Annotated in this window: 20 protein-coding genes and 1 pseudogene; 12 read left to right on the plus strand and 9 right to left on the minus strand. The window is 60.7% G+C overall.

Translation table 11 applies throughout. The annotated features are described in order from the left end of the window. Position 1: 1 nt before the first annotated feature. The 9 genes from KVP70_RS00060 to KVP70_RS00100 are packed head-to-tail and all read right to left on the minus strand — an operon-like array spanning position 2 to position 9,849. Entirely contained in the window at positions 2–679 is a 678-nt protein-coding gene (locus tag KVP70_RS00060; RefSeq protein WP_229224485.1) for a hypothetical protein, read from the minus strand. Positions 680–693: 14 nt separating this feature from the next. Beyond that, positions 694–3,351: a type VI secretion system ATPase TssH gene (gene tssH, locus KVP70_RS00065; protein ID WP_217939996.1), complete on the minus strand. Its 2,658-nt coding sequence runs from the start codon at positions 3,349–3,351 to the stop codon at positions 694–696. Between the two features lie 17 nt (positions 3,352–3,368). Then, on the minus strand, positions 3,369–4,451 hold the full coding sequence (gene tssG / locus KVP70_RS00070; RefSeq protein ID WP_217939997.1) for a type VI secretion system baseplate subunit TssG: 1,083 nt from the start codon (positions 4,449–4,451) through the stop codon (positions 3,369–3,371). Continuing rightward, complete coding sequence (gene tssF / locus KVP70_RS00075; protein WP_217939998.1) at positions 4,415–6,259, minus strand: type VI secretion system baseplate subunit TssF; 1,845 nt, start codon at positions 6,257–6,259, stop codon at positions 4,415–4,417. The genes tssG and tssF overlap by 37 nt, the downstream gene beginning before the upstream one ends. A gap of 1 nt (position 6,260) precedes the next feature. Next, positions 6,261–6,752 (minus strand): type VI secretion system baseplate subunit TssE, encoded by a 492-nt coding sequence (gene tssE / locus KVP70_RS00080; RefSeq protein ID WP_217939999.1) that lies wholly within the window; start codon positions 6,750–6,752, stop codon positions 6,261–6,263. Positions 6,753–6,784: 32 nt separating this feature from the next. Beyond that, positions 6,785–7,276, minus strand: a complete 492-nt coding sequence (locus tag KVP70_RS00085) for an Hcp family type VI secretion system effector (RefSeq protein ID WP_008449053.1) — start codon at positions 7,274–7,276, stop codon at positions 6,785–6,787. A 40-nt stretch (positions 7,277–7,316) separates the two neighbouring features. Beyond that, positions 7,317–8,801, minus strand: a complete 1,485-nt coding sequence (gene tssC / locus KVP70_RS00090) for a type VI secretion system contractile sheath large subunit (RefSeq protein ID WP_026334533.1) — start codon at positions 8,799–8,801, stop codon at positions 7,317–7,319. Between the two features lie 2 nt (positions 8,802–8,803). Further along, positions 8,804–9,307: a type VI secretion system contractile sheath small subunit gene (tssB, locus tag KVP70_RS00095; RefSeq protein WP_217940000.1), complete on the minus strand. Its 504-nt coding sequence runs from the start codon at positions 9,305–9,307 to the stop codon at positions 8,804–8,806. Positions 9,308–9,357: 50 nt separating this feature from the next. Next, the gene (locus tag KVP70_RS00100) at positions 9,358–9,849 is read right to left on the minus strand and encodes a tetratricopeptide repeat protein (RefSeq protein WP_229224486.1); all 492 of its coding nucleotides are present in this window, start codon (positions 9,847–9,849) and stop codon (positions 9,358–9,360) included. A 383-nt stretch (positions 9,850–10,232) separates the two neighbouring features. On the opposite strand from KVP70_RS00100, the gene tssK (KVP70_RS00105) reads away from it, so the two are divergent. The 12 genes and pseudogenes from tssK (KVP70_RS00105) to KVP70_RS00155 all read left to right on the plus strand — a co-directional run bounded on the left by tssK (KVP70_RS00105) (position 10,233) and on the right by KVP70_RS00155 (position 25,202). Then, positions 10,233–11,573 carry a type VI secretion system baseplate subunit TssK gene (gene tssK / locus KVP70_RS00105; RefSeq protein ID WP_217940002.1) on the plus strand — a complete coding sequence of 447 codons (1,341 nt, stop codon included), beginning with the start codon at positions 10,233–10,235 and terminating at the stop codon, positions 11,571–11,573. Between the two features lie 14 nt (positions 11,574–11,587). Beyond that, positions 11,588–12,352, plus strand: coding sequence for a type IVB secretion system protein IcmH/DotU (gene icmH / locus KVP70_RS00110; protein WP_217940003.1), 765 nt, complete (start codon positions 11,588–11,590; stop codon positions 12,350–12,352). Continuing rightward, on the plus strand, positions 12,352–15,258 hold the full coding sequence (locus KVP70_RS00115; protein ID WP_229224487.1) for a type VI secretion system Vgr family protein: 2,907 nt from the start codon (positions 12,352–12,354) through the stop codon (positions 15,256–15,258). The genes icmH (KVP70_RS00110) and KVP70_RS00115 overlap by 1 nt, the downstream gene beginning before the upstream one ends. A 12-nt stretch (positions 15,259–15,270) precedes the next feature. After that, positions 15,271–16,803, plus strand: coding sequence for a hypothetical protein (locus tag KVP70_RS00120; RefSeq protein WP_217940004.1), 1,533 nt, complete (start codon positions 15,271–15,273; stop codon positions 16,801–16,803). Continuing rightward, positions 16,800–17,879, plus strand: a complete 1,080-nt coding sequence (locus KVP70_RS00125) for an Imm71 family immunity protein (protein WP_229224488.1) — start codon at positions 16,800–16,802, stop codon at positions 17,877–17,879. The genes KVP70_RS00120 and KVP70_RS00125 overlap by 4 nt, the downstream gene beginning before the upstream one ends. A gap of 130 nt (positions 17,880–18,009) precedes the next feature. After that, positions 18,010–18,618 (plus strand): annotated as a pseudogene (gene tssK / locus KVP70_RS00130) (type VI secretion system baseplate subunit TssK); the annotation flags it as partial. A 14-nt stretch (positions 18,619–18,632) separates the two neighbouring features. Further along, the gene (gene icmH / locus KVP70_RS00135) at positions 18,633–19,397 is read left to right on the plus strand and encodes a type IVB secretion system protein IcmH/DotU (protein ID WP_217940003.1); all 765 of its coding nucleotides are present in this window, start codon (positions 18,633–18,635) and stop codon (positions 19,395–19,397) included. After that, complete coding sequence (locus tag KVP70_RS34050) at positions 19,397–20,506, plus strand: type VI secretion system Vgr family protein (protein ID WP_229224489.1); 1,110 nt, start codon at positions 19,397–19,399, stop codon at positions 20,504–20,506. Before icmH (KVP70_RS00135) ends, KVP70_RS34050 begins: the two co-directional genes overlap by 1 nt. After that, positions 20,455–22,275, plus strand: a complete 1,821-nt coding sequence (locus tag KVP70_RS34055) for a DUF2345 domain-containing protein (RefSeq protein WP_262311681.1) — start codon at positions 20,455–20,457, stop codon at positions 22,273–22,275. Before KVP70_RS34050 ends, KVP70_RS34055 begins: the two co-directional genes overlap by 52 nt. After that, positions 22,272–22,826 (plus strand): carbapenem self-resistance protein CarG family protein, encoded by a 555-nt coding sequence (locus KVP70_RS00145; protein ID WP_217940005.1) that lies wholly within the window; start codon positions 22,272–22,274, stop codon positions 22,824–22,826. Before KVP70_RS34055 ends, KVP70_RS00145 begins: the two co-directional genes overlap by 4 nt. 10 nt (positions 22,827–22,836) lie before the next feature. Further along, complete coding sequence (locus tag KVP70_RS00150) at positions 22,837–24,540, plus strand: LysM peptidoglycan-binding domain-containing protein (protein WP_217940006.1); 1,704 nt, start codon at positions 22,837–22,839, stop codon at positions 24,538–24,540. Positions 24,541–24,548: 8 nt separating this feature from the next. Beyond that, positions 24,549–25,202 (plus strand): M949_RS01915 family surface polysaccharide biosynthesis protein, encoded by a 654-nt coding sequence (locus KVP70_RS00155; protein ID WP_217940007.1) that lies wholly within the window; start codon positions 24,549–24,551, stop codon positions 25,200–25,202. Positions 25,203–25,236: the final 34 nt, after the last annotated feature.

Consider the following 25,236-nt stretch of genomic DNA (forward strand, 5'->3'; position numbering starts at 1 on the left):
CCTACTCGCCGATCAACTGAACGGCGTCTACTCTCTTGTAGCCGCGCTGGACGTTGTTGGCGATCGTGATCTTGACACCTTTGACTTTGTAGGCCGTCTTGTCAAAGGTGCGCACGAACCAGGTGCGGTTTCCGCGCCTGTCCTGCTTTACCTCACTGATGCCGGTCCAGATGGTGTTCCATTTGCCATCCGTGTCCTGCAACTCCACCTTGTTCACCGCCTCCACGCCTTCGCCACTAGGAATGATCACCCGCACCTCGGTTGCGTTGACCGGCTTGGCATAGCCCAGTTCCAGCCAGTCGAATCCCTTGTCCTGGTTGTTGTTGGTCCAGTCGCGGTCATCAGACGGACCTACCACGTTCTTGGCTACGTTGACTTCCGACGGCTCCTTGCCGTCGTCGTCGCCAAAGGTCGTACTGGCCTTCGCTGCCGTTGCCCACTGCCCTTTAGGGTCATTCAGGTACTTGTCTTCCATCGTGCCGTAATCGAGCAGGGCCTGCTTTTTCGCCATCTCCTCCTGCTGCTCGGTTGGTTGCGTGGCTGCTGGCGCCGGTGCGGCAGGAGCGGCCGCCGGCGCTGGCGCAGCGGCGACCGGTGTCTCTTCCTGCTTGTCCTTTTTGTGGCATGCGCTCAAGATCAACGTAGACATCAAGATCGCAATAGTGGCGTGGCGCTTCATAGTCATCATTCTCCTCATTTAACGGTGTATTTAAACTGTCCCTGCTTGTTGGCGCTGACCTTGATCTTGCTGATCGCGGCGCCTTCGGCCATCTTGGTCAACACGGATTCGGCCACCTCCGGCAGCAGCGTGCCGTTGACGATATTGTCGACATTGCGGGCGCCGGAATCGACTTCTGTGCAACGCGCCAGCACCGCTTCGACCAAGGCCTCGTCGTAGCTGAACTCCGCCTTGTGATTGACGCTGATACGCTGCTGGATCTTGCCAAGTTTGAGCTTGATGATCTCCACCAGCACATCGTCGGGAATCGGGTAGTACGGGATCACCTTCAGGCGGCCCAGGAAGGCCGGCTTGAACTGCTTCATCAGGTGCGGACGAATCAACTCTTCCAGCGCCGCAGGATCGGGCAGCTCGTCGCCGGTCTTGTTCAGGCAGGCCTGCATCATCGCGGCCGACGCCACGTTCGAGGTCAGGATGATGATGGTGTTCTTGAAGTCGATCTCGCGGCCTTCCGCATCGTCCATCACGCCCTTGTCGAACACCTGGAAGAACAGCTCCATCACGTCAGGGTGGGCCTTTTCCACTTCATCGAGCAGCACCACGCTGTACGGGTTGCGGCGCACGGCCTCGGTCAATACGCCGCCTTCGCCGTAGCCCACATAGCCGGGTGGCGAACCTTTCAGGCCGGAGACGCTGTGCGCCTCCTGGTATTCGCTCATGTTGATGGTGATGAGTTTGCGCTCGCCTCCATACAGCACATCGGCCAGCGCCAGCGCGGTTTCGGTCTTGCCGATGCCGGATGGACCGACGAACAGGAACACGCCCTTGGGCTTGTTCGGATCGTCCAGATTGGCGCGCGAGGTGCGCACGCGCTGCGCCACCGCTTCGATCGCATGCGGCTGGCCCAGCACGCGCTGCTCCAGCATCGGCTTCAGGTTCAGCACCGTCTTGATCTCGTCCTTGACCATCTTGCCCAGCGGGATACCGGTCCAACCGGCGACAATCTCCGCCACCACATGACCATCCACCTGCACCGGCACCATAGGCGTTTCGCCTTGCAGCGACTTCAGTTCCGTTTGCAGTGCCTGCAAATCCTTGCCCTGGCCTGCGCCACCCTCGCCGCCGGCCTCCAGCACCACGCGTCCTGCCTTGATCTGCTCCGTCAGCGCCTTCTCCTTCTCCCAGCGTGCGGACAACTCGGCATGCTGCGCGGCGGCGGCCACACGGCCCGCCTCCAGCTCCGCCAGACGCGCGACGTGCGCACTGCCGCCGGTGTTCTGCTCACGTTGCAGCGATACCGATTCCGCAGCAATGCGTTCCAACTTGCGCGCCAGGTTTTCGATCAGAGCAGGCGTGGCGTTCTGGCCCAGCGCTACTTTCGCGCAAGCGGTATCGAGCACGCTGATCGCCTTGTCCGGCAGCTGGCGGCCCATGATGTAACGATGCGACAGGCGCACCGCCTCGGTGATCGCCTCGTCGTACACGCGCACGCCGAAGTGTTTTTCCATCAGCGGCGCCATGCCGCGCAACATGGCGCAAGCCAGTTCCTCGCTCGGCTCCTCGACCTTGACGACCTGGAAGCGGCGCGCCAATGCGGCGTCCTTTTCAAAATACTTCTTGTACTCGCCCCAGGTGGTGGCGGCGATGGTGCGCAGTTCTCCGCGCGCCAGCGCTGGCTTCAGCAGGTTGGCCGCGTCGTTCTGGCCGGCCTGACCGCCGGCGCCGATCATCGTATGCGCTTCGTCGATGAACAGGATGATGGCGTGCGGGCTTTTTTTCACTTCATCGATGACGTTCTTCAAGCGGTTCTCGAACTCGCCCTTGACGCTGGCGCCGGCTTGCAGCAGGCCCATATCCAGCGTGTGGATCTCCACGCCCTTCAGCACGTCCGGCACGTCGTTCAGCGCAATGCGCAGCGCCAGACCTTCCACCACGGCGGTCTTGCCGACACCGGCCTCGCCGGTCAGGATCGGGTTGTTCTGGCGGCGGCGCATCAGGATGTCGATGGCCTGGCGGATTTCCATATCACGGCCGATCACCGGATCGACCTTGCCGTCGCGCGCGCGCTGCGTCAGGTTGGTGGTGAACTGGTCCAGCGCAGGCGTTTTGGTCGCGGTCTTGGCCGACAGATCGCCGACCGGGTCACCATCCAGCTCTTCGTGCTCGCCGCCCTGCGTGGCCGCCACCGCTTCGTCCGAGCCGGCGGTCAGCTTGTCCAGGTTGTGCTTGATCTGGTCCACTTCGAATTTCGCAAACAGCTTGGAACCGCGATAGGCCAGCTGCGCCAGCTCCGGCTCCGTCAACAGCGCCTGCAGCAAGTGGCCGCTGCGGATCTTGGCCTGCTGGCCCGCTTGCAGGTCCAGCGACGCGATCAGCCACGCATGCTCAAACAACTTGGGCAAGTGCTCCGAGAACACCGGCGTGCGGGAATTGCCCGCTTTCAGGCGCGCGACCTCCGCCTGCAAATCGGCTTCCAACATGCTGACACTGATACCGCTCTGCCGCGCGATGACGACGAAATCGCTCTTGGGCTGTTCCAGCAGCGCCAGAAACAGGTGTTCGATGTCAACCTCGTACTGGCCCAGCGAGACGCACAGGCTGGCGGCGCGGGTGGCTGCCGTGCGGCTGGTGTCGTTCAGTTTTCCGATCAGTGTTTTCAGATTGATGCTCATGATGGTTCCTTTATTTTTTATACTGTATGAATCTCATAGCGCACATCGGCGCGGTCTTGCGTCTGGACGTCGGTGACAAGGAAGCTGTCCCACCCCAGTCGTCCGCCAACGCGATCATCCTCCAGCCGCGCCCCTTGCACGTCGGCCGCGCGCAGCACCAGCTGCACCTCGTACTCCAACGAGAGGCCGGTAAACATGGTCAACATGGTTTCCAGCGCCTTCGCCGCTTTACCGCCGGGCAGGAAGGATTCGTAGCCTTCCAGGTCCAGCGGGCCTATCACCAACCGCAATCGCAAATCGCGCTGCCACACGCGCGAGCCGGCCATGGCGCCGGCGCCCAGCATGGCGTTGCCCAGGCCAAGCACTGTCTGCTGCTCTTGCGGCACGTCGTACCAGCAGCCGATGAACTGCTCGGCCTTGATCTTCTGGTTGAAATACTCCGACAGCACCTTCGCAATCTGCACCGCCGAAGCAGGACGCTGGCGCATGGCGGTGGCGAAGTAGCCGATCGACTCATCGAGCACGCCATCCCCGTCGTCCGACAGGCGCCGGCGCAGCGACTCGTTGCCCATGCCGGCCAGGGACAGCAACAGCGGCAGGAAGGTGTCCTTGCCGTCGACCTGATACGTCAGCTCCAGACGGTATTTTCGCCAGGCCTCGTAGAACAGGGCCAGCGCGCGGTTGGAGAAGGTATCCAGGAAGGCGCGCGGGCCGTCGTCCTTTTCGTACAGCGCGTGCGCGGCGATGCGCTCCGTGTAGTGCGCCGGCAGCGTGCCGCTGGTGCCCAGAAAACCCATGAAGGCCGGCGTGATGCGGATATACTTCAGTTGCGTCGATTGCAGCGCCTCCGCCAGCGAGCGGGCGTCGGTCGGCACTTCGCGTGGTTCCGGCTGCATCGCTTCCAGCTGGCTGGCCGGGAAGTTGAGCGAGGTCGAATTCTGGAAGCGCAGGTAGTTGGCGACAGCGCCCTCGCCCGGCGCGCCGTGGCGCTTGAGCCACAGCTCCAGCATGCGCACGGCCTGGAAATACTCGAACCGGTACGGCTGCGCGAACAGCCGCTCGATTACAGCAGGCTCAAATCGCCGCTTCGTGGCGTGCATCGCAACAGCTCCTCTCCAGTTTTATTCGATACGATCACCAGTTGGGTGAAGCTGTTGGCGTGCACGTACAGGCCGAGGAAGCGCTCGATGATGTGGGCGAAAGCGTGGATGCCGCTACCGACGAAGGCTTCCTCGTCGATGGTCAGGCGCACCTCGATGCCGCGCACCAGGCAGGCGAACGGATTCCCCGGCAGCCAGGTATTGGCAGCCTTGTGCGCCACCGCCAGGATGCCGCCGATCTGCCGCTGCGACGACGGTGAGCGTGGCAGGTCGTACAGCGTCAGCATCTCGCGGAAGGCATCCAGACCGCCGTCCGACAGCGACAAATGGTTCAGCGACAGGTGCGAAATCAGGCGCCAGTGCGCGCCGCGGCCACGCTCGAAGCGATGCGAGGACGTCGGCTTGCGCAGGAAGCTGATGGCGCGCACGCTGGAACCACCTTCCAGGAACAGGTCGCCGCCGCGCTGACCGTAGCTCAACGAAGCCGGTAAATCGCGATTGGTGCAGCTCAGTTCCAGGCTCAGGGTGTCGGTCTCCACCTCGGCCGGATCGAAGTCGATGTCGACGATGGAGATCAGCGTTTCGTAGCCTGGGCTTTTCTCGGCGATGATGTCATCGCGCCGCATGACCCAGTAGTGGCCATTTTTTTCCGGCGTCTGGCCGTGGCGCAGCGAGTAGAACGGGCGGAACTCCAGCACCGATTCGCCTTGCGGCGTTTGCCGCACCAGCTTAACGGAATCGATGGACTGCACCTCGTAAGCGAACGCACGGCGCGCGTCTGCCAGCACCGGATAGCTGGCGGTGGTGTGCGTCAGGCGGATAGGTTCGCCGCGCTGGCGGAACAGGTTGACCACCGGCGTGCAGCCCAATAGCAGATTGTTGATGTTCAGCGTGCCGAGCATGCGGGCGGTGTTGGAATCGGTGCGCATGCCGGACAAGGCCAGGTGCAGCGTCACCGATTTGCAACCGGCAGGTAGCACGCCGGCCAGCGCGTGCAGGTCGATGTCGAAGAAGTTAAACTTCTCGGGGAAGCAGAAATATTCGGTCAACAGGCGATAGGCCGCGTGCGAACGCGCCGAAAAATCGATCAGCGAATCTTCCTCGTCGAAGCCGGCCGGGGTCACCGGGATCTTATGCAGCGGTATCCAGCGGCCATTGCCGTCCGCTTCCACATAGGCGCACACGCCGCGCATGAACAGCGCATCGCGCAGCGCAGCGCAGAAGGACGGCTCGCCGTCGATGAACACGCGCAGCTTGGACAACCCAAGCTGCGGCACCGCGACCTGGGCCGAGGTGCTGGAGATGGTCAGGCTGATGCTGGAGGTGACATTGGGCGGTGTGCGCGTCGCTTCCGGCGCATCGATGATGGCGGCGAAGGCCGCCTGCGTCAGCGCCAGCGGCGCGACCGTCACCGGATACGCAGTGCGGAAGGTGCATACGGCGCCGCGCACCGGGCGCGTGGTCAGCTGGGTGCCGCGCGGGATCTCGCTGGCGGTGGTCAGCTGCGCCGCGGCGCCGCTGAAGTCCATGCGCGCGATCGAACACGAAGGAAACGGCCGCAGATAATGCGGATACAGCACCTCGAACAGTGCTTCGGTAAATTCTGGATAGTCGTCGTCGAGCCGTTTGGCGATGCGCGAATTAAGCAGCGCGAACGATTCGATCATGCGTTCGATGTGCGGGTCTTCGCACACCTCGCCGCCGATCAGCAGCCGGCCGGCGATTTTTGGGTAGCGTTCAGAGAATTCGCGCGAATAGCGGCGCAGGAATCCCAGCTCCCTTTCGTAATACGGTAATAATTGGTCCAACTCAGGCTCCCGATTGCGCCACGCGGCGCGCCTTGCTTATGGTGTAGTGCAGGCTGGACGGCTGCAACACAGCATCAAAATTGACCGGTTCATGGGCCGAACTTACCACCAGCAGCGCCGTGATGGCGAAGTTGAGGCGGTTGATGGAGTCAGCGCGCAGTTCGAGCGAAGCCTGCACATTGCGCAGGCGAGGCTCGTGGCGCGCGATGGCTTTTTCAAGACATCGGCAAATAAAAGCGCGATCATCGGTGCTCGACAGCGACAGGCCGGCAAAGTCATTCAAGCCGTAAGTCACGATCGAGCGTCCGCATTCGGGATACCGCTTCAGCAGCTCTTCCGGGATCACGGCGCGCGTGTTGAGCAGCGCTTCCAGATCGCGCGCGACCGAATCCTTCAAGTCCTCGATCGACAAGCGCGATACCGTGCCGCTGGAGGCGCCGTTGACTGGCATATCCATCAGCCGGTCAAACAGTCCCGGCGTAAAACCCTTCATCGGTATCCCATCAAACAGTCAGTCGCAGTCGATTAAGCGGTCTTGTTAGCCGACAGATCCCAGCCACCCGAGGTGTTACCGCCCGAACCGCCGCCAACTTTCTGTTGGGTGTACTTCCACTTCACTTTCGAATACTTGATCGCCACGTCTTCAGTCAGGATGTTGCCCTGCTTGACGGTTGGTGCAACGCTGCTGATCAGAACATTTTCCAGTTCGATTTCGAAGTACTTGATACGCTCGCCATTGCCGTCGGCGCGCAGGAATTCCAGCTTCGCCTTGGGAATGGTTTTACCCGACGAGCAGGTTTGCAGGAGCAGAGGAGTAGCCAGGTCGGCCAGCTTCGAGACCACGATGTCTTTGTGCTCGGTGCGCTCGGCGGTGTGGCCGCCGCCAGTCGATGCGGTAGCCGACTTAGGCTGCAGCACTTCCCATTGAACGGTCGATACCTCGATCCAGTCCTTGTGGGTAGCATCGGCGGATTCGCCTTTGATACCATCGATTTGCAGATAGACGTCGATTGCCATTGTTATTCCTTTCGGTTGTTAAAGTAAGTACTACGGTTGCTTAGTTCTTGGTCGATGCAGGGAGCTCCGCGACCAAACGGAGTGAAACGGACAGCTCGTCGAGCTGGAAGTGCGGACGCAGGAACGACACGGCGCGGTACACGCCCGGACGGCCTGGCACTTCGGATACTTGTACCGACGCTTCACGTAGCGGGAACTGGGCTTTCTGTTCCTGGCTGGCGTTATCGTCCAGCAGCACGTACTGGGTCAGCCAGCGGTTCAGGAAGTCTTCCACGTTCGAGGCGGCGGCGAAGCTGCCGATTTTGTCGCGCATCATCGCCTTCATGTAGTGGGCGATGCGCGAGACGGCGAAGATGTATTGCAGCTGCGCCGACAGCACGGCGTTGGCGTTGGCGGCATCGCTGTTGTACTTGCGGGCTTTCTGCGCCGATTGCGCGCCGAAGAAGGCGGCGTAGTCGGTGTTCTTGCAGTGGACCAGCGAGATGAAACCGAGGTCGCTCAGTTCCTTTTCGCGGCGGTCGGTGATGGCGATTTCGGTCGGGCACTTGAGCGCCACTTCGCCTTCATCGGTCTTGAAGGTGTGGGTCGGCAGGTCTTCCACCAGGCCGCCGCCTTCCACGCCGCGGATCGCCGCGCACCAGCCGTAGTCCTCGAAGGCCGCGGTCAGCTTGGTGCCGAACGCGTAGGCGGCATTACACCACAGGTATTTCTGGTGATCGGTGCCGTCGACATCCTCGACGAAGTTGAAGCCTTCGGTGGTGGCGCCATCGGCCGGATTGAACGGCAGGCGGCCCAGGAAGCGCGGCAGCGTCAGGCCGACGTAACGCGAGTCTTCCGATTCGCGGAACGATTTCCACTTCGCGTATTCGACGGTGTCGAACACCTTGGACAGGTCGCGCGGCTTACCCAGGTCGCTGTAGCTCTCCAGGCCAAACAGTTCCGGCGACGCGGCCGAAATGAACGGCGCGTGCGCCGCGGCGGCCACGTGCGACATCTGCTCGATGAAGTACATGTCTTCCGGCTGGCGGGTGATCTCGTAATCGCCCAGCAGCGCGCCGAACGGCGCACCGCCGAAGGTGCCGAATTCTTCTTCGTAGACCTTCTTGAACATGGTGCTCTGGTCGAATTCCAGCGCGGACTGGAAGTCCTTGACCAATTCCTTCTTGGTCGCGTTGAGCATCTTGATCTTCAGGTTCTGGCCGGTGGCGGTGTTGCGCACCAGGTAGTTCAAGCCGGTCCAGCTGCTTTCCAGCTTCTGGAATTCCGGCGCGTGCATCACGGCCGACAACTGCGCCGAAATCATGCGGTCCAGCTCCGCGACGCGGGCGTCGATGGTGGCGGCCAGGTTGTCGGAAACGACCACGGTGCCGTCCATGACCTGGTTCACCAGTTCGGAAATCAAATCCTTGGCGCGAGCGTGTTCGGCGCTGGATTTGGCGACCTTGCTTTGCTCGACGATCTGGTCAAGCAAAGCCATTTCAGTGGCGGCGGCGGGCGCGCCGCCTGGAGTCAGTTGAGCGGACATGATCAGGCTTTCGTGGTTTGCTGGCCCAGTTCGGCCAATTTCTCGGTGCTGTTCAAGACGTCGTTAAGGATGTCTTCCAGCTTGTCGTTACCGGCCAGCTTGTTGCGCAGGTCGGCCAGCTTGGTGCGCGCTTCGAGCAGCTTGCGCAGCGGTTCCACCTGCTGCACCACGGATTCGGGACGGAAGTCGTCCATCGACTTGAATTTCAGGTCGACCGCGAACTGGCCGGCTTCATCGCTCAACTCATTCGATACGCGATAGGCGGCGCGCGGTTCGACGGCTTTCAGCACCTCGTCGAAGTTATCGCGGTCGATGCCGACAAAACTGCGGTCCTTCAGGCGCTTTTGCTCGACTTCCGAATTGCCGCCGAAATCGCCGACCACGCCCATCACGAAAGGCAGTTCCTTGTTTTCGATGGCGTCGCCGATTTCAACGTCGTAGGTCATCTGGACCCGTGGCGGACGAATTTTCTGTAATTTTTTCTGGACGCTGGTATTTTTTGACATGGGAGTCCCCTATCGTTGGGTTAAATGCAGATCTCTTTACAATCGCGGGTTTACTTCAAGGCGTTGAACGGGTTGGCGCTTGAATCCTCATCCGCCGCCTTGGCCTTGCCTTTTTTGCCTTTGGCGGCAGCGCTGTTGTTGCTGCGCGCCGGGTTGGAAGCTTGCGATGGCTGTGGCGGCACCAGTACCGATTCACCAAGGCTTTCGCGCAGCAGCTTGGCCAGGTCTTGCGACTCGGTGCGCAGCGATCCGGACAAATTGTTCTGGCGGCTCAAGTCAGACAGCGCGCGCGTCGACAGACGCAGGCCACTGATGGCGATGATGCTGTTGGCCAGGCGGTCGTTGGGATCGCGCACCAGCACTTCCTGTGCGCTGGTAATGGCTTCGCCATATTGGCCAGCTTCATAACGGGTCTGAGCGATATTGGTCCACGGCGCCTTGTCGGCCGGGTAGGCGACAGCCGCCTCCTTCCACAAGGTCACGGCTTGCTCTTTCTGTCCCGAGCCGCTGGCCTGGCTGGCCTTGGCCAGCATATCTTCCATGCTAGGCAGCGCGGGTTTCGGGATAACCGGGGCGGTCATACAAGCGCTGAGCGATGCGGCGCAGACAGCGGCGCCAATAAAACGACCGATGCGGCCGAGGGAAATAACGGTATTCATGCTGTCCTCAAACTAAATATCAAAAAAGAATGCTTAATCACTAATTTCTCCAACAGGCGCCACGTTATCAGAAATTTATTATTGACCGCGTTCAATTGAATTTTTGGTTGCGAAGGGGAACTTTTTAGTTCCACAGGGGTCCAAGTTGCCTATTTTTTAAGCTGCGCACGATACAAACCAAGCGGGCGCGGCGATTGGACAAGAAATGTTATTGTTCTGCTACTTAACAAATGGCATCAATGCGCCACACTCTCAAGGACGCACGCATGAGCAGCAAAATTCTATGGGGCGAAGGCTTATTCCTGCGCCCGCAGCATTTCCAGCAACAGGACCAGTATCACGAGCAGCGCCTGCATCAAAGCATGCTGGCCTTGCATCCCTACGCCTGGGGCGTGAACCAGTTGCAGATCGACCGTGACGCCTTGGCCAACAACACCTTGCGGGTGCTGGAGCTGTCGCTGCGTTTCCAGGACGGCGAGCTATATAGCGCCCCCGGCGAAGACGAGCTGCCCGATTCCGTGGACCTGAGCCAGATGCTGCAATCGCAGCAGAGCGTGACCTTCTACGCCGCCCTGCCTGCGTTCAAGCCGTTCGGCGGCAATTTCGGCGACGGCGCCAACGGCGGCAACGCGGTGCGCTTCCTGCAATCGAACCGCGAAACGCCGGACCTGTACACGCAGGCCGCGTCGGCGCAGTTGAGCTATCTGAAGAAAACCGTGCGCCTGGTGTCGGAGTTTGAGCCGCGCGATTCCTACACCCACTTCCCGCTGCTGCGCCTGCGCCGCGCTGCCACCGGCGGTTTCGAGCTGGATGCCGCGTTTGTCGCGCCCAGCCTGTCGATCCGCAGCTCGCCGCTGCTGTTCCTGCAGCTGCGCCGCCTGATCGACGCGCTGCAGGCGAAGGTCAGCGCGCTGTACGGCCACCATCGCGAGCCGAGCAAACATGTGATCGAATTCCGTTCCGGCGACATGTCGTCCTTCTGGCTGCTGCACACGGCCAGTTCGGCGTTTGCCTCACTGTCGCATTACTTCCATCATCCAACGCTGCACCCGGAACGCCTGTACGAACAGCTGCTGTCGCTGGCCGGCGCGCTGATGACCTTCTCGAAGAGCTGGACCCTGGCCGACCTGCCGCCGTATCTGCACACCGATCCCGGCCCGGGCTTCGCCCAGCTGCACCAGATCATCCGCGAACTGCTCGACACGGTGATCTCGTCGAAGTACTTCGCCATCGCGCTCAAGGAAGTCAAGCCGTCGTACCACCACGGCATGCTGGACTCGCAGAAGATCGACGACAAGACCACCTTCTACATCGCCGTCTCGGCCGACCTGCCGGCCAGCGAGTTGGTGGACATCGTGCCGCTGCGCTTCAAGATCGGCGCGCCGGACGACGTCGAAAAATTCGTGCTGTCGGCCATGCCGGGCGTGCGCCTCACACATGCGCCGCAGGTGCCGGCCGCAGTGCCAGTGCGTCCGGACGCCTGCTACTTCGCGCTCGAAGCCAAGGGCCAGATGTACGAACGCATGATGCAAGCCCAATCGATCTCCATTTACGTCCCCGGCGGCATGCACGACCTGAAGCTGGACCTGGTGGCCGTTACTTCCTGAACTGAGGACCAAAAATGAACGCAGTTACCGCACCTTCCCTGATGGGCGCCGGCGCCCCGGCCAGCGCCGCCAGCGCGCCGCAGACCCTGCTCGACCTGATGTACGACGGCTTTTACGCGCTGTTCATGCTCAAGAACGGCAACGGCCCCGCGGACGACGGCGAATTCGCCCGCAAGATGACGGCCTTCCTGGACGACTTCGGCCGCGGCGCGAAGAAGCACAACGCTTCGCCGGACGATATCGACAACGCCAAGTACGCCTTCTGCGCGGCGGTCGACGAGATCATCCTGCGCTCGACCTTCAGCATCCGCGACGCGTGGGAGCGCCGTCCGCTGCAACTGGTGCTGTTCGGCGACCAGCTGGCCGGCGAAAACTTCTACAACCGCCTGGAGAACCTGCGCGCACGCGGCAGCGCCCACATGCAGGCACTGGAAGTGTTCCATATGTGTTTGCTGCTCGGCTTCCAGGGCAAGTACATCCTCGAAGGCTCGGAAAAACTGAACTACCTGACCTCGCGCCTGGGCGACGAAATCGCCCACATGAAGGGCAAGCGCGGCGGCTTCGCGCCGCACGCCGAACGTCCGGACCAGATCAGGCACAAGCTGCGCAGCGACCTGCCGGTGTGGGTGCTGTGCTCCGTGTTCGGCTTGATCTGCGTGCTGGGCTACATCGGCCTGCGCACTTCGCTGGACCACAATGCCGCCAACCGCATGAACGCATACAACGATGTAGTTAAAATGGCGCCGCGCGCCGCCAACCTGACGATCACCCTGCCCTGATGGATCTGCTGTCACAAATTCCCTCGGCGCTTGGCCTGTTCGGCACGGGCCTGAGCCAACACGCGCGCCTGCTCACGCTGACCAGCGCCCAGGATTCGGGACTGCCCGAATCGCTGATGGCCGAACAATTCAGCGGCCGCGAAGGCGTCAACGAACTGTATGCGTTCGAAGTGGACGCGCTGAGCGTATCGACCGACCTGGATCTGACCATCTTCATCGGCGAAGAGCTGACCGTCACGCTATTGCAACCGGATGGCAGCAAACGCGCATGGCACGGCATCTGCACCGAAGCCGCATGGCTGGGCGCGGACGGCGGCGTGGCGCGCTATCGCCTGCAGCTGGAACCCGCGCTGTCGCTGCTGCGGCTGCGCCGCGACAGCTATATTTTCCAGGACAAGAACGCCCAGGACATCGTCACCGAACTGCTGGCCGACTATCCGCAGCTGCGCTTTGAATTCGACGTCACCCAAACGCTGGAGCCGCGCGCGATCTGCACGCAGTACCGCGAAAGCGACCTGGAATTCTTCAAGCGTTTGCTCGCTTCCGAAGGCCTGAGCTGGCGTTTCGAGCACGAGCAGGCAGACGATGAGAGCAAGGACGGCCAGGCCAAGCACAAGCTGGTGATCTTCGACAGCAAGGCGCGCGCACCGGATACGCCGGGCGACGCCGAGATCCGCTTCCACGGCGTGCGCGCCACCGATACCGACGACGCCATCGATCACTTCTCGGCGCGGCGCCAGGTGCAGGCCAACGCCGTCAGCATCAGCAGCTGGGACCCGGTGCAGTTGCTGGCGCCGTCGGCCGAGCAGCCATCGAGCCTCGATGCGGGCGAACTGCCGGTGCTGGCCGTGTATGACGGCAGCGGTGAGCGCATCGCCAGCGGCGCCGACAACGGCGTCGCCGCCGATCCGCACAGCCAATTGATGCTGCAAGCGCTGGAACTGGAGAACAAGGTCTTCGAAGGCAAAGGCGCGGTACGCCGCCTGGCTGCGGGCCACGGCTTTCAGCTCACGCAGCATGAACGCTATGCCGACGGCGACAACCGCTTCATAGTGCTGTGGGCGCGCCACGAGGCGCGCAACAACATCCAGTCGCAGATCAAGACGGCCGCTTCGCTGATCGGCGGCGGCATCGAGAACGGCACCTACCGCAACAGCTTCGGCTGCGTGCGCAACAGCGTGGCCGTCGTGCCGCGCGCCACTTCCGCGCCGCACGCCAGCACGGCGCTGGGTCCGCAGACGGCGGTAGTCGTTGCCCTGGCCGGCGCGATCGCCACGACGGACCGCAACCACCAGATCAAAATCCAGTTCAGCTGGCAGCGCGGACAAGGCGCCAACGCCGGCGGCATGGGCCACAACACCGACAGCAAGGGCAACGCGCCAGGCGACGAGAGCTCCGGCACCTGGGTGCGGGTGGCGGAGGCGCTGGCCGGCCCGAACTGGGGCTCGCAATTCACGCCGCGCATCGGCGCCGAGGTGCTGGTCGACTTCATCGAAGGCGATATGGACCGGCCGATGGTGGTGGCGCAGCTGTACACCGGCTCCGACCTGCCGCCGTTTTCGGCGGGCGTGGATTCGGGCGCCAATCACGCGGGCACACTGTCCGGCATCCACAGCCACAACTTCGACGGCGGCGGCTACAACCAATGGCAGCTGGACGACACGCCGGGACAGGTGCGCACGAGGCTTGCCACCAGCAGCGCCGCGACGCAGCTGAACCTGGGCTATCTGATTCAGCAGGATCCCTCCTCCGCCCAGCGCGGCGCCTATCGCGGTAGCGGTTTTGAACTGCGCACCGACGCCTGGGCCACGGTGCGCGGCGCCGCAGGCGTGCTGCTGACCACCAACGCGCGCGCAGCACAGGGCAGCAGTGTGACGTCGACGCAAATGGATGCGACAGAGGCGCTAGGTTCATTGAAATCGTCGAAGGAACTGGCGGATAAGCTTAGCGAAGCGGCCACGCAGCAGCAGGCCTTGTCCAGCAAGCTGGCCGCCGATGCGCACAAGGACTTCATCACGCAGCTCGATCCCAAGGAAAACGGCAAGCATGCCGGCGCGGTCAACGGCCAGCAGGCGGCCAAGGCCAAGGACGGTGCGCGAGAGATCGACTCGGCCAAGCCGGTGGAAAAATTCGGCGCCCCGCTGGTGCTGATGGACGCGCCATCCAGCATCAACTGGGCCACGCCTGCATCGACCGTGCTGTTCGCGGGCCAGCAGCTGCACTGGGTGTCGCAGGGCGACTTGCACCTGACGGCCGGGTACACGGTATCGTCGGTGGCGGCCAACGCGGTGAGCTACTTCTCGCACGCGGGAGGCATCCAGGCCATCGCCGGCAATGGCCCGGTATCGCTGCAAGCGCACACCGACCAGCTGGAGATTTTGGCCGACAAGTCGATCACCGTCATCTCGGTCAACGACAGCATCGAGATCAAGGCCAATCAGAAGATCGTGCTGCAAGCGGGGCAATCGTCCATCACGCTTGAAGGTGGCGACATCATCTTCGCCTGCCCTGGCAACTTCACCGTCAAAGGCGGGAAGCACGTATTTGAAGGCGGCGCCAGCGCACCGGCTACACTGCCGATGCTGCCCGAAGGAGCGCTGCCGCCAGACACATTGTATTTGGACCATCGCTATCACGACGATCAGCCGCTGGCCGGTGCCGAGTATTTTGTCAAACTGGCCGACGGCACCGAACGCACTGGCAAGCTCGATGCGCAAGGCCGCGCGGTGATTACCAACATCAAGACGGGGATGGCCCAGGTTAGTTTTGGTCCGATGCCGGGTGCGTTCCAGCGAGTGGACAAAACGCCGATGCCCAATTACGATGCTGTCCCTTCCAGCTCGAAGATCAACAATCTGATCGACAAATATCTTAAATCGGACAACACCGGCAGCGCCGCCGGATAAGGAACAAGCATAATGAGCGACATGCAGAACCCTCCTGCCGATTGGACGGTGAGTTATTTTAAGGCTGTCTGTGCCGATGTTGGAAGTTGGACTTGGGGAACGGTACAAGGGGCTTTCAACGAAAAGGCGAGCATCACCCAAATTATTGTGGACGCGGTCATTGGCATGATCCCGCTGGTCGGTGATGCGACAGCTGTGCGAGATCTGATCGCCGTTGTCTTTGGCTTGACCGATGATGAGGAAAAACGCAATTCAACGTGGCACTGGGTATTGCTCGTTGTGTTGCTGTTTGCACTGATACCGGTGTTCGGCGGAGTCGTCAAAGGCGTGGGACGTATCATCGTAAAGGTTGCCGAGGAAGCTGCCCATATGGCAGCGGCCGCCAAGATGGCGCATATGGTCGAAGGCGCAAAGGAAATCATCGAGTTCCTTAACCGAATCGGCGTCAAAAACGCCGAGAAATGGTTGCTCGCGCTGCGCATCAGCGACCACATGGGACCGTTAGTTGAAAAATTCACTCACCTGATGGTAACTCTCGACAATATCCTGCTTAAAACCCGTACCAAGATCGCCGGGATCGCGCCCAGTCTGGCCAAGCGCATCGAGTCGCTGCGGAATGGGCTCGTCAAGGTACGGAACAAAGGTAAGGAAATGATCCCGATCGCTGTGAAAGAACTGGATCAGAAGTTACGGGAAATTCAGGCCTACATCCGTTCCGGTGGCGAAACTACTAGTCGCTTGGCGCTGCACGAGGTGGCTACTGGTCAGAAGGTGGCAACTCGCACAGAGGAGCGGCGGTTGATCGAAGACGGCGTGCTCCCCACAAGAAATAGTCGGGGAGGATTTGACCAAAATCCTGCGTCCCCTCTACAACCGAAGCAAGTCGGGAAATATTATAAGCCGGAAGCCGACTATCCAAATTTATTACGAGTTGATCCAAAAACCAATGAGTACAACAGCGTGGCGGCGTTTGCCGGCAAGATGGTTAACCGGCCACTGAAAGATGGCGAAGAGGTATTTCGTTTTTTTGGTCCAGGTCGAACTACTCATGGTGTCCTCGTTGATGAGTCCGGTGCAGGCGGTGCATGGTGGGGCATAGGCCATCCGCCGAAGACTGCTAAAGAGTGGCGAGAGAAGGCTGCAGTGCTCGATAGCTTTAATGGTGATGGCTTTTACGTATCAGCTCGCGTGGTGGGCAATAGAGGACCAAAAGCGGTGGTCGGTACAGTCTCGGAGCAATTTGGCGAAAAAATCCCCGGACAATTTCTTCCTGGTGGCGCGACTCAAGCCTTCTTCTTTTTAGACAAGCGATTTCAAGACATCTTGAACCAGATCGGACATAATTTCGCCAATGGAGCCAAGCGCAGTAAGATCAGTGATCCGCTAACAGGCTTGGAATTTACGTTTTACCGTACAGGCTGGACAGATGCGAATGGTATCTGGGGTTATCTCCGCGCCCCGGGGACTACTACCACTCAAACCGCACGCGTCGGCAGCCGTGAACAAGCAACGAAACATAACGAACAGGTAGTCATCCACCCATGAACCAAACCACTACTGCAGATGCTGTCATGCTTCCAACTGATTTTGAACGGCAGCAGATTTTTTTCTGGCTGAAAAGGGTCAGTTCTGTCACCTCGTGGCGCCGTATTTTCGAATTCTATAAAACCTGGGCGACCGCCACAGAGAATAGCGCACGTGAGGCAGATGAGCGGGGCTGGGGTGACAAGACTGCACTTCCACAAGCAGAATATGCACTCATTCTCAAAGGACTGGCGCACTGCGAAGAAGGCATGCTGAGGCTCGGTAAGGGCAACAAGCGCGTGTTTAAATTCGACGCGAACGGCGAATTTGCAATGGCGCGACGCATTCTTTTTCATTGGGCCGAAATGACGACGCGCATAGAAATGGGCGAAAACATAATTGACGAAAAACACACTCCGCTGTGGGGGAAATTTTGCGAAACGCTAACCTCGGCCTGTCAGGCTTGGCAAGAGTGCGCTATACATATTCTTGAGCCGCGTTATCTTGGCGAACCAGGCCGGACACTTTACGGGGACTGGCTTAGAGCAGAACTGAAAGTTATGCCTTTTCCAAAGGATCTAGCTGCGGTTCCCAATCCAACCGACAACACATTCGTCAGCACGGACAATTACACGCCATGTTCTGGTATTTGGGAGCCAATCGAAGTACCCAAAGCGCCGTTCCTGAGTCTGCTCACCGGCACTCCGAAACCGCAACCACCATTCAAGATCATGGGTGCCATGAATTATTTACACGAGGGTTCAAAGGCGCCGCAGATAACAGTAGAAACTGCGACTGACAATCTGAATCTGGATACAACCTGGCGTTTGTTGTGGCGAGACGACCGCTACGGCGAAGGTGAATTTCCTGAGGAAGAGGCGCTCTACCGCTTCACAGAACCGAAAGAGGTACGAGCCTCATCTCCAGGTGTCTGGACGGCTGACGAAACCACCTGGGCAGAAAGCGGCGCGGCAGTTTCGGTTACAGGAAGATGGGTAGTTGAATCTGATCTGCATACAAGCATCACGCTACAACAAGGTCAAAAACTGCCGCTACACCAAGGCCGCGAAGTGCGCTGGGTTCTAGCTAACGATTAACTGTCGATGGCGTCTCGGCATTGTGTCGCCCCTGCAAAAGGCCGCGACTTTGAACTGCCGGATTGCGTCAACCTGAGCCAGATGCCGCAAGCCCAGCAGACGGTCACTTTCTACGCCGCCCTGCCCGCGTAGTTCGGCGTTTGCCTCGCTGTTGCACTACTTCCATCATCCGACGCTGCACCCGGAACGCCTGCACGAACAGTTGCTGTCGCTGGCCGGCGCGCTGATGACCTTCTCGAAAAGCTGGACCCTGGCCGACCTGCCGCCGTATTTGCATACCGATCCCGGCCCGGGCTTCGCCCAGCTACACCAGATCATCCGCGAGCTGCTCGACACGGTGATCTCGTCGAAGTACTTCGCCATCGCGCTCAAGGAAGTCAAGCCGTCGTACCACCACGGCATGCTCGATTCGCAGAAGATCGACGACAAGACCACCTTCTATATCGCCGTCTCGGCCGACCTGCCGGCCAGCGAACTGGTGGACATCGTGCCGCTGCGCTTCAAGATCGGCGCGCCGGACGACGTCGAAAAATTTGTGCTGTCGGCCATGCCGGGCGTGCGCCTCACACATGCGCCGCAGGTGCCGGCCGCAGTGCCAGTGCGTCCGGACGCCTGCTACTTCGCGCTCGAAGCCAAGGGCCATATGTACGAACGCATGATGCAAGCCCAATCGATCTCCATTTACGTCCCCGGCGGCATGCACGACCTGAAGCTGGACCTGGTGGCCGTTACTTCCTGAACTGAGGACCAAAAATGAACGCAGTTACCGCACCTTCCCTGATGGGCGCCGGCGCCCCGGCCAGCGCCGCCAGCGCGCCGCAAACCCTGCTCGACCTGATGTACGACGGCTTTTACGCGCTGTTCATGCTCAAGAACGGCAACGGCCCCGCGGACGACGGCGAATTCGCCCGCAAGATGACGGCCTTCCTGGACGACTTCGGCCGCGGCGCGAAGAAGCACAACGCTTCGCCGGACGATATCGACAATGCCAAGTACGCCTTCTGCGCGGCGGTCGACGAGATCATCCTGCGCTCGACCTTCAGCATCCGCGACGCGTGGGAGCGCCGTCCGCTGCAACTGGTACTGTTCGGCGACCAGCTGGCCGGCGAAAACTTCTACAACCGCCTGGAGAACCTGCGCGCACGCGGCAGCGCCCACATGCAGGCGCTGGAAGTGTTCCATATGTGTTTGCTGCTCGGCTTCCAGGGCAAGTACATCCTTGAAGGCTCGGAAAAACTGAACTACCTGACCTCGCGCCTGGGCGACGAAATCGCCCACATGAAGGGCAAGCGCGGCGGCTTCGCGCCGCACGCCGAACGTCCGGACCAGATCAGGCACAAGCTGCGCAGCGACCTGCCGGTGTGGGTGCTGTGCTCCGTGTTCGGCTTGATCTGCGTGCTGGGCTACATCGGCCTGCGCACTTCGCTGGACCACAATGCCGCCAACCGCATGAACGCATACAACGACGTAGTTAAAATGGCGCCGCGCGCCGCCAACCTGACGATCACCCTGCCCTGATGGATCTGCTGTCACAAATTCCCTCGGCGCTTGGCCTGTTCGGCACGGGCCTGAGCCAACACGCGCGCCTGCTCACGCTGACCAGCGCCCAGGATTCGGGACTGCCCGAATCGCTGATGGCCGAACAATTCAGCGGCCGCGAAGGCGTCAACGAACTGTATGCGTTCGAAGTGGACGCGCTGAGCGTATCGACCGACCTGGATCTGACCATCTTCATCGGCGAAGAGCTGACCGTCACGCTATTGCAACCGGATGGCAGCAAACGCGCATGGCACGGCATCTGCACCGAAGCGGCATGGCTGGGCGCGGACGGCGGCGTGGCGCGCTATCGCCTGCAGCGGGAACCCGCGTTGTCGCTGCTGCGGCTGCGCCGCGACAGCTATATTTTCCAGGACAAGAACGCCCAGGACATCGTCACCGAACTGCTGGCCGACTATCCGCAGCTGCGCTTTGAGTTCGACGTCACGCAAACGCTGGAGCCGCGCGCGATCTGCACGCAGTACCGCGAAAGCGACCTCGAATTCTTCAAGCGCTTGCTGGCCTCCGAAGGCCTGAGCTGGCGCTTCGAGCACGACCAGGCCGACGATGAGAGCAAGGACGGCCAGGCCAAGCACAAGCTGGTGATCTTCGACAGCAAGGCGCGTGCACCGGATACGCCTGGCGACGCCGAGATCCGCTTCCACGGCGTGCGCGCCACCGATACCGACGACGCCATCGATCACTTCTCGGCGCGGCGCCAGGTGCAGGCCAACGCCGTCAGCATCAGCAGCTGGGACCCGGTGCAGTTGCTGGCGCCGTCGGCCGAGCAGCCATCGAGCCTCGATGCGGGCGAACTGCCGGTGCTGGCCGTGTATGACGGCAGCGGCGAGCGCATCGCCAGCGGCGCCGACAACGGCGTCGCCGCTGATCCGCACAGCCAGTTGATGCTGCAGGCGCTGGAGCTGGAGAACAAGGTCTTCGAAGGCAAAGGCGCGGTACGCCGCCTGGCTGCGGGCCACGGCTTTCAGCTCACGCAGCATGAACGCTATGCCGACGGCGACAACCGCTTCATGGTGCTGTGGGCGCGCCACGAGGCGCGCAACAACAGCTGGGTCCGCAGACGGCGGTAGTCGTTGGCCTGGCCAGCGCGATCGCCACGACGGACCGCAATCACCAGATCAAAATCCAGTTCAACTGGCAGCGCGGACAAGGCGCCAACGCCGGCGGCATGGGCCACAACACCGACAGCAAGGGCAACGCGCCCGGCGACGAAAGCTCCAGCACCTGGGTGCGGGTGGCGGAGGCGCTGGCGGGCCCGAACTGGGGCTCGCAATTCACACCGCGTATCGGCACCGAGGTGCTGGTCGACTTCATCGAAGGCGATATGGACCGGCCGATGGTGGTGGCGCAGCTGTACACCGGTTCCGACCTGCCGCCGTTTTCGGCGGGCGTGGATTCGGGCGCCAATCACGCGGGCACACTGTCCGGCATCCACAGCCACAACTTCGACGGCGGCGGCTACAACCAATGGCAGCTGGACGACACGCCGGGACAGGTGCGCACGAGGCTTGCCACCAGCAGCGCCGCGACGCAGCTGAACCTGGGCTATCTGATTCAGCAGTATCCCTCCTCCGCCCAGCGCGGCGCCTATCGCGGTAGCGGTTTTGAACTGCGCACCGACGCCTGGGCCACGGTGCGCGGCGCCGCAGGCGTGCTGCTGACCACCAACGCGCGCGCAGCACAGGGCAGCAGTGTGACGTCGACGCAAATGGATGCGACAGAGGCGCTAGGTTCATTGAAATCGTCGAAGGAACTGGCGGATAAGCTTAGCGAAGCGGCCACGCAGCAGCAGGCCTTGTCCAGCAAGCTGGCCGCCGATGCGCACAAGGATTTCATCACACAGCTCGATCCCAAGGAAAATGGCAAGCATGCCGGCGCGGTAAACGGCCAGCAAGCTGCCAAAGCCAAGGACGGCGCGCGCGATCTTGACGCGGCCAAGCCGGTGGAAAAATTCGGCGCCCCGCTGGTAGTGATGGACGCCCCGTCCAGCATCAGCTGGGCCACGCCGGCATCGACCGTGCTGTTCGCGGGCCAGCAGCTGCACTGGGTGTCGCAGGGCGACTTGCACCTGACGGCCGGGTACACGGTATCGTCGGTGGCGGCCAACGCGGTGAGCTACTTCTCGCACGCGGGAGGCATCCAGGCCATCGCCGGCAACGGGCCGGTATCGCTGCAAGCGCACACCGACCAGCTGGAGATTTTGGCCGACAAGTCGATCACCGTCATCTCGGTCAACGACAGCATCGAGATCAAGGCCAATCAGAAGATCGTGCTGCAAGCGGGGCAATCGTCCATCACGCTTGAAGGTGGCGACATCATCTTCGCCTGCCCTGGCAACTTCACCGTCAAAGGCGGGAAGCATGTGTTTGAAGGCGGTGGTAGCGCGGCCGGGATCACAACGGCCTTGCCAGATCAATTGCAATCCATCCCAGCCGCCTTTGTTTCCCAGGCAGGTCCGCACAGCTTACGCTTTGCGGTTGCCGGCGCGGATGAGTTGGCCGCACTCGCAGGCATGGCCAAGCAGCCGTTCAAAATCGTCGATAATGTCGGTAAAGTGCTGCAGCAAGGTGTAATCGGTGAAGATGGCCGCTTGCCGCGTGTCGATTTACCGAAAGCGGACAACCTGACTCTGCAGATTGGCGAAGAGAAATGGGAGCCGTTCCCGAACACACCTGCTGCCGTCCCTCCAGCGGGAATGGAGGAAGACGAGCAACTAGCGTCGGCCGACTTGGCTGGCAGCTATCCGCTCGCAGATCACAACGACGACGACCTCATACACTTATCAAAAGACATCATTGCGCTGTATGCCAGCGCAATCCATGGAGAACAAGACGAATGAATTGGAAAACACTATCCGCGATTGCCTTATGCGCCATTGCGTTCAGCAGCGTACCGGTGCTAGCTGCCGGGCCGGCAGAAACCGTGCCGATGAAGCAGGGGTTGCATCAGTGGCCTGCCCTTAAAGGCAGATTGATGCTGGTCGTGGGAACCTATCAGGACACGACTAATTTCCACCGCAGCTATACATTCTACTTCAAGGATGGCAAGGACGAGGCTTGGAATCAGGTCCCTGTGCGTAACAAGGCAGGACGCGCGCAATTCGAATGGGATAGCGCCACCGGCGCCGAGGTCACGCTGGCCGATGGCGTGGTCGCTTCGCGTCCGAATGGTGTTTACTTCGTCGTCGCCGACAAGCATGCCGAGCAGGCATACCAGGATAAAGGCGATATCACCGTTACCTGGTACAAGCTGACCGAATCCGACGACGATCATCCCGACGATCCGGCCTACCAGTTCAAGCCTGAATTCACGCGCGCCTATCCGAAGTCCGGGATGACGGTGGAGGCCATCCTCGCCAAGGAACTGATCCTTCAACCCCGTAATAAGTAGTGAGACAGCGATGGAGTATCTGAGCGCAAAGTACGACGCCGACACGCTAACCTGTGACTACGCTGCGGGCGACGGCAGCCACTTGCTGCGCAGCGGTGGCACCGCTGCGTGGCGCTTCAATAATCCGGGCAACCTGCGCCCCAGCCGAAAAGGCACATTGCTGTATGGCGCTATTGGCATAGGCAAGACCAAGACGAACAAAAGCTTCCTGATTTTCTCCAGTTACGAAGAGGGTCGCAAGCAGAAAAAGGCGCTGCTGCGCCGTAAATACAATAGCCGTACCATTTACACCATGCTGGCGGGGATCGACGATGGTCACGGCAATATGATCGAGGGTTATGCGCCGGCCAGCGACAGCAACGACCCGATGACCTATGCCGAAGCGCTCAGTAAGCACACCGGTTTGCCTACGGGCACCGTGCTGTCCTCCATGACAGACACGCAACTGGAAAGCATGATGGACGCGATGGAGCAGAAAGAAGGCTATCACGCGAAGAAGGAGACGCGTAAGGAAACCGTCGTCCATACCACTTCGATCACCCTTTCGGATGGCGCCAAGCCGAAACCCGGCGTGGAAACCAAGATCAAGGCCGGTGCCCAAGAGCACCTAACCCAGACCGATAAAAGTGGCCGCCTGCCGGCCATCGTGCATACCGATCCGGGCCAGCCGATTCAGGTGTTCATGAGGTCAGTGGAAGGCGAATGGAAGAAAGTTTACGACGGTCTGATGGAGGCCAAGTCCACAACCATGGCCCTGTTTAACCCCTTGGACTTGTTCAGCGCGCCCACCGCACCCAAGCAGCCCATGTCGCCCCCGCCGAAGCCAGAACGCACGCCGATGCGCTATGTGATCGAGTCTCACGACACACTATCCAAAATAGCGGCACGTTTCAAGACGACCGTGCCGGCCATCCTGCACGACAACCCGCAAATCAAGGACGCAACCAAGATTTATCCTGCTCAGGTGATTTCGATCTACGGCAGCGGCGCCAGAACCGCGCCCAAGAAGTCTGCACCCAAGACTCAGCCACTCCAGCAAGCGCCAAAGGCCGGCGCCAAGCCGGCGACCGCGCCAGCCGATAACCCGGTGGCGAAAGCTGCGAATCCGGCCCCTGTCACTCGCAGCAAGGAGGGGCAAGGTGCACCGCTCGCACTGCTGATGCCGGATCAGAAGCAGGCACCGTGGATGCAGGTCGCCGTGGTGCAGGCAAAGAAATGGGCAGGCAAGACCGAAGACGTCATCACCAAGACCAGCAATTTCCACCAGTTGAACGGCAATGGCTTCCTGGCCTCGATGGTGGGCACCGACAACGCCTGGTGCGGTTCGTTTGTAAATTACTGCCTCAGCCAGTCCACACCAGCGTATACAAAGTGGAAGAACTCTTTCCGCGCGCGCGCGATAGCGCTCGATGCCAATTTTGTTGAGATCAAGACACCAGTCTTTGGTGCCATCATGTTGGTGGGTACGCACCACGTCTGCCTGGTCTACGCGAAGAGCGGGGCGAGTTATGTCTGCCTGGGCGGTAATCAGTCGGACCAGATCAACTTCTCTCCGTTCGGCAAGGAAAGGTTTTTTGTTCCGCTCGCGTATCATGCTTTCGCGCTGCAGGAGATCGCCAAGGGCACCAAGTTGGCGGAGCACACAGCCGACGAACTCAATACTGCTTTTGGCATACCCATAAAAAAGAAAAAGAAAGGCAACGCCTTGCGTTGACATCATGTATGAAGACTGTATCGATCACTTTTCTGTCCGCTGGCATGTTGCTGTGTATGAGCACGGCATGCAGCGCCCGCGCGCCCACACCGGATAACCAGCCTGCAGATCTCGCCTACTTGACAACCCAACACATCCCGTCCGCCGGCAATCTTGTGATGGCCCGGCGCGTTCGCGACAAAGAAGGCGAACATGTGCTGGTTCTTAACCGCAAAGCCGGGCCCTCGCCCGCCAAGCCCAAGTCGGGACGAGTCGAGCATATTGAACTGGATGTAGGCTACTATTCGCGGCAAGGCAGCGCATGGAAGGCGGAATGGTCCCTCCATGACTTCGTGGATTGCCCGGGCCTGGATTCCGTTGCCGAGTTCTTCGTCCCAAACGTGGGCATCACCGACCTGAACGGCGACGGCAAGGCGGAAGTCACTATACCGTATAAACTGTTTTGCGGCGGTGGCGTCGATTCATATACAGTAAAAGTTATACTGCGCGAGGGTACGCTGAAGCTGGCAATCCGCGGCGATTCGCTGGTGAAATTACCCGGGCAGGAACCGTTCGGTGGCGAGCACCAGTATGACAAAACCCTACTAGCACCGACTTACGCACTATACAAACAGCATATGGATAAAGTGTGGGACGCTGTTTCAATTGACGTTCGCAAATAGTCCGAGACGTAGATCTATTCGTCCGTTCTGCCTA

The sequence above is a fragment of the Duganella violaceipulchra genome (assembly GCF_019166075.1).
GTDB lineage: Bacteria > Pseudomonadota > Gammaproteobacteria > Burkholderiales > Burkholderiaceae_D > Rugamonas > Rugamonas violaceipulchra.